At 35.9% G+C, this 7418-nt stretch carries 8 protein-coding genes and 1 pseudogene; all 9 read right to left on the bottom strand.

Annotated elements, in window-relative coordinates; all coding sequences use genetic code 11:
* Positions 1-168: 168 nt before the first annotated feature.
* The 9 genes and pseudogenes from ant(9) to FBF15_RS09270 all read right to left on the bottom strand — a co-directional run bounded on the left by ant(9) (position 169) and on the right by FBF15_RS09270 (position 7293).
* Positions 169-945, bottom strand: a complete 777-nt coding sequence (gene ant(9), locus FBF15_RS09315) for an aminoglycoside nucleotidyltransferase ANT(9) (protein WP_002578722.1) — start codon at positions 943-945, stop codon at positions 169-171.
* Positions 946-969: 24 nt separating this feature from the next.
* Positions 970-1437: a nucleoside phosphorylase gene (locus FBF15_RS09310; RefSeq protein WP_145699622.1), complete on the bottom strand. Its 468-nt coding sequence runs from the start codon at positions 1435-1437 to the stop codon at positions 970-972.
* Positions 1398-2144 (bottom strand): annotated as a pseudogene (locus tag FBF15_RS09305) (aminoglycoside 3'-phosphotransferase/choline kinase family protein); the annotation flags it as partial. The pseudogene FBF15_RS09305 and the gene FBF15_RS09310, both read right to left, overlap by 40 nt.
* Before the next feature lie 59 nt (positions 2145-2203).
* A complete protein-coding gene (locus FBF15_RS09300) occupies positions 2204-2728 on the bottom strand; it encodes an AAA family ATPase (protein WP_087726885.1) in 525 nt (174 codons plus the stop codon).
* Positions 2614-2967, bottom strand: a complete 354-nt coding sequence (locus FBF15_RS09295; protein WP_228761735.1) for a relaxase/mobilization nuclease domain-containing protein — start codon at positions 2965-2967, stop codon at positions 2614-2616. The genes FBF15_RS09300 and FBF15_RS09295 overlap by 115 nt, the downstream gene beginning before the upstream one ends.
* 203 nt (positions 2968-3170) lie before the next feature.
* Positions 3171-3344: a cysteine-rich KTR domain-containing protein gene (locus tag FBF15_RS09285; protein ID WP_002779755.1), complete on the bottom strand. Its 174-nt coding sequence runs from the start codon at positions 3342-3344 to the stop codon at positions 3171-3173.
* A gap of 51 nt (positions 3345-3395) precedes the next feature.
* Positions 3396-5315, bottom strand: a complete 1920-nt coding sequence (tet(O), locus tag FBF15_RS09280) for a tetracycline resistance ribosomal protection protein Tet(O) (protein ID WP_002857791.1) — start codon at positions 5313-5315, stop codon at positions 3396-3398.
* A 358-nt stretch (positions 5316-5673) separates the two neighbouring features.
* The gene (locus FBF15_RS09275; RefSeq protein WP_002779751.1) at positions 5674-5853 is read right to left on the bottom strand and encodes a hypothetical protein; all 180 of its coding nucleotides are present in this window, start codon (positions 5851-5853) and stop codon (positions 5674-5676) included.
* Between the two features lie 18 nt (positions 5854-5871).
* Positions 5872-7293, bottom strand: coding sequence for a hypothetical protein (locus FBF15_RS09270; protein WP_165434642.1), 1422 nt, complete (start codon positions 7291-7293; stop codon positions 5872-5874).
* Positions 7294-7418: the final 125 nt, after the last annotated feature.

The following is a 7418-nucleotide window of genomic DNA, read 5'->3' as shown; positions in this document are numbered from 1 at the left end:
AGTAATAAGTGATTTTGGAGCGTTTCTTCTCTCAAGATTGAAATGGGCGGGAAGCCATTTTAGGGCTTTCCCGCCTTGATTGCCCATCAGCAAAGACGGGCGGGACTGTCAACGGCGGCGCATTTATGCGCCGTTCATCTTGACCGTTGATTGGCCCCGCTAACTTTGCTACTCTGTTCTAAGTAATTCCTCAATTTGTTTTTTCATATATTCTACAAGTGCCATCGCTTCCTTTTCTACTGTCTCCCATTCATCAGACAAATTTCCCAAATAAGCTTCCTTTGCCGTTGTTAGCAGGGGGGGAAATCTCTCCGGCAATTTTAAAATTACCCATTTTGCGGCAACATCTTTTGTCGTGATTTCTTCTGTTACTAAAGTAAACCACATTCGTGATAAGGTTAATAACACATTTCTTTCATCACCCTTAAAGCTGGAAATCAAACCAGGTAAAGAAAACCGAATTGCTTTTTTAATTTCGTGAAATGGGATAGCGGGAATAAGCTCTTTGCTTTCCGCCCCCTTCAAAGTTATGCTATTTTTTCTTGCTTGCCATAATAAAATCATTATATCTGGGTCATTGCAGGCTTGCGGATATTCTCCTGCTTCCATCTCTCCCCTTAGCCATTCACCATACATATACTGACATTTTGGCGGAAATTGCAACGGAACAATATCAGATTGATTGATAATAGTTACCTCTAAAGGTCTTTTTTCAATACAGCCTACGGAGCCAGAAATTTTCAATAATTGCTTTGTTAGATCTGCTCTGATTGAATTACTCAATTCTTGTTTAGTAATTATCAGTATATCTATATCACTATCTGGACGCAGCCCATTCATTGTTGCTGAACCATATAAATATATCCCCAATATTTGACCTTGTAATATGGTTTCTGCTATTGAAATAACTTGATTTACTTGTTGTGGAAATTCATTTATATTCATTGTAACTCCTATATGTATTTATTTTTACTCCTCAACAACTGATAAAACAGCGTCTAAGGCTAATTCTAAGGCTATGGATATACTTGTTTTTCCCCATTCTCTTTCTTGGTATTTATGAGGGTCTGCAAGAGTATCGGCTGAAAAAAGCAGCATAGCCCATGTAACTTTTCTAAATTTTGCACACGCCGCCAATGCGGAACATTCCATTTCTACTACTTGACATCCCTCTTCTTTCCGATACTGAACCATTTCTACTGTTTCTCGATAAAAACCGTCTGTTGTCCATGTTTTAACTTCCCAATATGGTATATTCTTTTGGCTTAAAGCAGATTCAATCGCATTTATACCAGCCTTTGAAATCTCTACTTCTCGGGAGGGAGGAAGATAATGGTAAGATGTTCCCTCATCTCTCAATGCAGAAACAGGTATCAAAAATCTATTTTCCGGGATGTCTCCCAATACGCCGCAGTTTTTTCCATGCACATGAGCCATGTCCGCCAAAAATACGCGGTCGCGATGTCGTAAAGAAAGTCCCCGTAAGCCGCGCAGTCCCAGTCTATAACGCCACTTATCCTCGATTTTTTGCCTACGATAACATTATTCGAGCCGAAATCCCCGTGGAACAGCGCTCTTTCTTCCGGGCAATAAGATATAAGCTCACGATATGCCGCGAGAAGCTCGTCGATGAGTGAGAGGTTAACATAGCTCCTGCTTACCGCCGTCCAGTCTATCTCGAATACCTCCGCAAGATATTCTCTCCAGCTGTAAAACGGAGCGTTTCCCGTATCGCTGTCAAACACGCCGCAGCCGGAAGTGCCTGATATATCGGTTCGCGATATTGCTTCGGTTACATCCGTAATATCGCCGAGCAGTCGCACAACCGTTTCTTCATCGGAGTCCTCATATGTAATCCCGTCCGCTTTTACGCTGATGCAGAAGTAGTGCGTGCCGTCAAAGTTGCCTGTTTCAACAACCTCTGGAATAGGAACTCTATCCGAGCGGAAGTGCTCATAGGCGTATTTGTCTTTTTTGAAGCCTTCCATATTTGAATTTATGCGCACGACATATTCTCTGCCGCCACGCGAAAACCAATACGCCTGTGACTCCTGCCCTTCTTTTATCGGAAAAAGCCTTATATCCTCACCGTACTTTCGGCTTAAAAACTCTGTGATGCTTTCTTTTGAATAATCGCTTTTCATGTTCCGCTCTCTCTTTTAGCTCTGTCTGAGGATAATATACCACAAAAAAGCAAAAAAATCTAAGACAACAACGCTGCCCTACTTGCGATTTTTTCTTGTACTGCGGAAACAGTTTCTTGAATGGAATAAGTGGTCGTATCTATAACATTCGATTCATATATTCCCAGATTGCAAAATTGCTCCCACATGGTTTCTACTAATTCAACATTTGTTTTTCTGTCTAATTTTGAGCGCTCCACAGCTCGCTTCATAGTTTCTTCTTTACTGGCCCTTAAAACAATATAGTGTACTTCATAATCTTCTCGAACAAGGGCTCTCCATGGTTCTAAAAACCACGGCCCTACAATTCCATCTACAATTACATCATATCCACCGCGGGCATAGCGCTTTGCAGCTTCTAAAAAGGCTTCAATAACAACTAAATTTTGTTCGTTGGACTCTGGTAAATGCGGCGGTATTGCTCCTTTGCTTAAATAATGGAAAAAGTCGTCTGTGTGCATATGCACAGATTTATCCATGTTCGATTCTTTTGCGACAATCGACGCAATTGTTGTCTTTCCTGTTCCCTGGCTAAGTCGGTATATGTGATGTACTTGTGGCTGTCCTGCCAGTCCACCCCGTACCCTCTTTCATTCATCAGCCGGATAAAGGTTTCCCGGCTGGTCGCTGTTTCCTTACAATCCAGCACCGCAAGGGCAATATCCTGCACATAGCTTTTGACCTTTCCCTGCTCTGCCTGTTTCAAAAGCTGGTAGGTGTCTTTGCTCCATGCCACCGTTTCTTCCCGGACTTCTCCAGCAAATGTCTTTCCTTTCTCCGGCACATGCAAGCCCTGTTCCCAGCTCTGCTCGTTGCACCGTTCCTTTAAGTCTTTAAGGTCGTGCTTACTCAGAGGGTAATTTAGGGTATAACAAAATAACCCACCCGAATATCGTTTTTTTTATTTGGTGAGTTTGTTCTTTCAAATACGAAACAAAAAGAGCCGATGATTCGTGAATTGTTCCACAATTTCATCGGCTCTGCGTCTTAAGCGTCTGGCTCTTTGATGACAGTTATCTTCAAGTTGTCAACTTTAATCAATCTTTCTTGTCTGCATTTTGGACAATAAAGGGGATAATTCTCCAAAACAGTGTCCTTCCTAATTTTATTACGGGTTTTGCTCCCACAAACAGGACACAATATCCATTCGCATTTCATCATAATTAGTCTCTAATCCTTTCAAATCTCATTTTATATGACTTTTGCAAGCTGTTAAGCTAACTTGTGGAACATATGCCGAACCTTATCTATACGGCTATTCGGGCGGCGGGGTTGGCAAATAAATTTACCAATAGCTGGCTGGTATCCTTTTAACTCTGTCAAGCAGACTCCCTGCCCATTTGTGAAACAAGTTAAATCGTTCCTGTATTCTTGAATACATCTAGCAGGGATTTCTCCTTTCAGAATGACCTCGTCATTCTTTATCTGAGTACTTACAATATCTGCACAATACCTTGGAGCATCATGATACGCCCGTGAGAGATATTCCTGCGGTGCATAAATTTCAAAGTGGAGATATGGCTCTAATAGTTCTGTCCCTGCTTTTTTTAAAGCCTGCTCCAATACGATAGGGGAAAGCAGCCGAAAGTCTGCGGGGGTACTTACAGGACTATAATACAATCCATATTCAAAACAGATTTTACAGTCTGTCACTTTCCATCCATACAGCCCCTGCTCGCAGCCATAAAGAACCCCCTCCATAACCGCATTTTGGAACGATTGATTTAAATATCCAAGTGAAACTCTGCTTTCATACTGCACTCCGCTTCCAATAGGGAGCGGCTCTATGGACAACCCGACAGAAGCCCAGAAAGGATTTGGCGGGACTTCTATGTGGATGGTATATTCTGCTTTTCTAAGCGGTCTTTCCATATATATAACAGTAGGCTCTTTTATTTCTGCCTCCACATGATATTTTTCCTCAAGGATGGCACAAATGACTTCCATCTGCACATTCCCCAAAAAAGAAAGTATAATCTCATGCGTTGTAGTATCCACATAATATTTTAAAAGAGGGTCGCCATCTGAAATTTCTGTAAGTGCCCCAAGCAATATTTCCCGCTGTTCAGGTTTCTTTACTGCAATCGTTGTTTGGAGCATAGGGAGAGGATTTTCAATAAATTTTCTCTGCGGCAACAGCATTTCGTTCCCCAAAATACTGTTTAGCTGCAAAACATCATTTGGTAAAATTACAATATCACCAGAGCAGGCTGTATCGGATGGATATAATTCACCGTTTGTCGGAACACACATCTCTGTGATTTTTATTTTCTCTTTTTCAGATATTCTAATAACATCCCTCAAATGCAATGTTCCGCTATATATACGCACATAAACAAAACGCCGCCTTTTCTCTGAATATTCAATCTTAAAAACCTGCCCGCATAATTCAGATTGACCTTCAGGCGTTGATGAATAAAATTTACTGGCAATCACTTCTATAAGCTGCCGAATCCCCAGATTGTTTTTAGCGCTTCCGTGATAAACGGGAAATAACGTTCCGTTTTGGAATCTCCTGTTTTCTTCCTGTTCCAGTTCTGACATTTTAAACGGTTTCCCTGACATATATTTCTCTAATAGTTCATCGTTTCCCATAATTACCGCATCCCACTGTTCCATATCGTCATTGTCCGTTACATTTATATGGGGATGCTGCCCAACCTTTTGCTTCACTATAATTTCCGAAGAAAGCTTTGCTTTCATTTCCCGATATACCATTGGCAAATCAATCCCCTCTTGGTCAATTTTATTGATGAAAAAAATTGTCGGAATCTTCATTGTCTGTAGTGCATGAAACAGTATACGGGTCTGTGCCTGTATGCCATCCTTTGCAGAAACTAATAATACTGCTCCGTCTAAAACGGATAAAGAACGGTATACTTCCGCCAAAAAATCCATATGGCCTGGCGTATCTATAATGTTGACTTTTACATCCTCCCACTGAAAAGATGTCACTGCTGTCTGGATAGTGATTCCCCTTTGACGCTCCAAATTCATTGTATCTGTCCTTGTTGTGCCTTCATCTACGCTCCCTAGTTCTGCAATTGCACCACTGGTATATAATAAACTTTCCGTTAATGTTGTCTTTCCTGCGTCAACGTGAGCCAGAATGCCTAAGTTAATTATTTTCATGTAATTTTCCTCCTATCAACACCCAAAAAAGGGCATAAAAATACCCAGTGATAAATACTCCTATCACTGGGTAAATAACTCCAATAGCCCCAAAACACTTATATGTTTTCGGGCATATAAAATTACATGATAAAAGTATTCTTAAACTGGGTACAAAAAACTAAGCCCCATATTAAAAGTGAAACGGGACTGCTACTTTTTGTTCCCACTATCAAATTGACAGTTTATTTAAGAATACCTTGCCGCATATTTATTAACTCCTTGTATAAAACTGAATCTAATTATATTCCTTAACCCTTTATTTGTCAAGCTGACAAACTAAAGCAGAAAAAGCGGCAGGATTTCCCCCTGCCACTAATCATCTGTTTATGCAAAAATAATTTCCAAGTTTTACTTCTGTAAAAATAAAATGTTCTTCATCGTTTTCGCAATAAAAAACAATATTAGAATACTCATTGGCTTTAAGTAGTAAATCTAAAATTTTCAAGTCTTCCTTTGAAATTTGTATGTGTAAATCTGTAATTTTGTTTGTATTCATTTTAACTCCTTGTATTTTTTAAACAGCTTTCAGGCTTTTTTCAACAAAATTTATAACTTCTTTATTTGCAAATTCATTATATTTTGCTTTGATTTCCTTAATTGCAAATTTATTTTTTCTTTTGAAAATTTCCAATGTATAAACTCCTCCTTCGTAATTTAAACTATAAATGGCACTTAAGCCGTCTTCAATTTCTCTTCTTCTTGTATAAACGCAATTTTTTTGCTCCATTCCGTGCAAGTAAAGTTCTTTATGGGTTTTTATTAGTTTAAATTCTTCTGGAAGTTTTAAATTGATAAAATCTTCTTTAATTTTAAGTTTTTTATTTTTTGGAATTTGTTTTTTTTCTAATTCTATCGTTAAAACATTATGTTCGTTTGTTATTCTATTTATAGAATTAATGTTAAGGTTAATTAAATTATTTGTTTCATAGCTTAATTTAATATAATCATTTATTAGTATATAAATTTCAAGAAATTCATTTTGATAGCTTTCTTTCTGTGGTTTTAATTTGTGATACAATAAAAATGAGGCAATATTAATAATTTTGTATTTTTTTCTTTTGTATTTTATTTCAATAAAATGCTCGTTGGCAAAATTATTATTAATAAAATCAATATAATCATATATTAATTTGTTATTCTCCAAAACAAATTTATACAATTTATTCTGTTCGTTTTTTGCAATAAAATTTAAAGAAATTGCAAAAGATAAAGCCAAGTGGATATCAAATTTATTTAGATTGAAATTAATTTTAGTATTTAATGATTTTTCTATAACTTCTTGAACGCTATGACAATTGATTAAAACATTAAAATCTATTCTTAAAAGCTTATATATTTCAAAAGAATGATTTTCTTTGATATTTTTAAAATCTTTGGCAATATAAGGATTTATTTTTTCTAAATAGTTAAAATAATAATTTTTTAAAATATTATTTTCTAATAAAAAAACAAGATTAAAACCCTTGCTTTGAATTTTTCTATATTTAAAGGTAATTAAGCTATTATCTTTTTGTATGATGAAATGTTTTTTATTATAAATGTTACTAATATCAAAACTTTCTCTATCCAATGAATTTATTTTAAAACTAAAAACAAGTTCCGTAAATGAAATTTCTTTATTTTCAAAATTTAATGCGTAAAAAATATTTTGATTAAATTCAAATTCACTATAAGAAAAGTCAAAATTTATATCTTTGACTTTTTCTAGTATTTTTTGAGCGAATTCAAAAGTTTTTTTATGTGTCAAAAATATTCCATTAGCTATGCCATATTTTTTTATAATAAAAATATAATCTTTTGGAATGCTTTTAATAAAAAGCAAAAAATTTTCATCTTTTAACCATTCTTTTAAGGTTGTATTTTTAGTATTTTCAAAATCTAAAAACTCATAGCCATTAAGCAACAAGCATTGATTATATTTATTTTTTTCTTCCATAATTTACCTCCTCTCAAAAAATATTTTTACATAATCATAAAATTCTTTATATTTGAAAAATATTATTTATTAATATTAATTAAAATAAATTAATATTTATTAATATTATACATTTATTATTTTAG

Source organism: Campylobacter sp. CFSAN093233 (assembly GCF_011068165.1).
GTDB lineage: Bacteria > Campylobacterota > Campylobacteria > Campylobacterales > Campylobacteraceae > Campylobacter_D > Campylobacter_D jejuni.
Note: the sequence above shows the minus strand (reverse complement) of the source record. Positions and strands in the feature narration are given on the sequence as shown.

Bases quoted from the DNA above. Each gene is read 5' to 3' on its own strand.
- FBF15_RS09270 (WP_165434642.1), bottom strand. From the start codon at position 7,293: ATGGAAGAAAAAAATAAATATAATCAATGCTTGTTGCTTAATGGCTAT.
- FBF15_RS09285 (WP_002779755.1), bottom strand. From the start codon at position 3,344: ATGATGAAATGCGAATGGATATTGTGTCCTGTTTGTGGGAGCAAAACC.
- FBF15_RS09310 (WP_145699622.1), bottom strand. From the start codon at position 1,437: ATGGCTCATGTGCATGGAAAAAACTGCGGCGTATTGGGAGACATCCCG.
- FBF15_RS09275 (WP_002779751.1), bottom strand. From the start codon at position 5,853: ATGAATACAAACAAAATTACAGATTTACACATACAAATTTCAAAGGAA.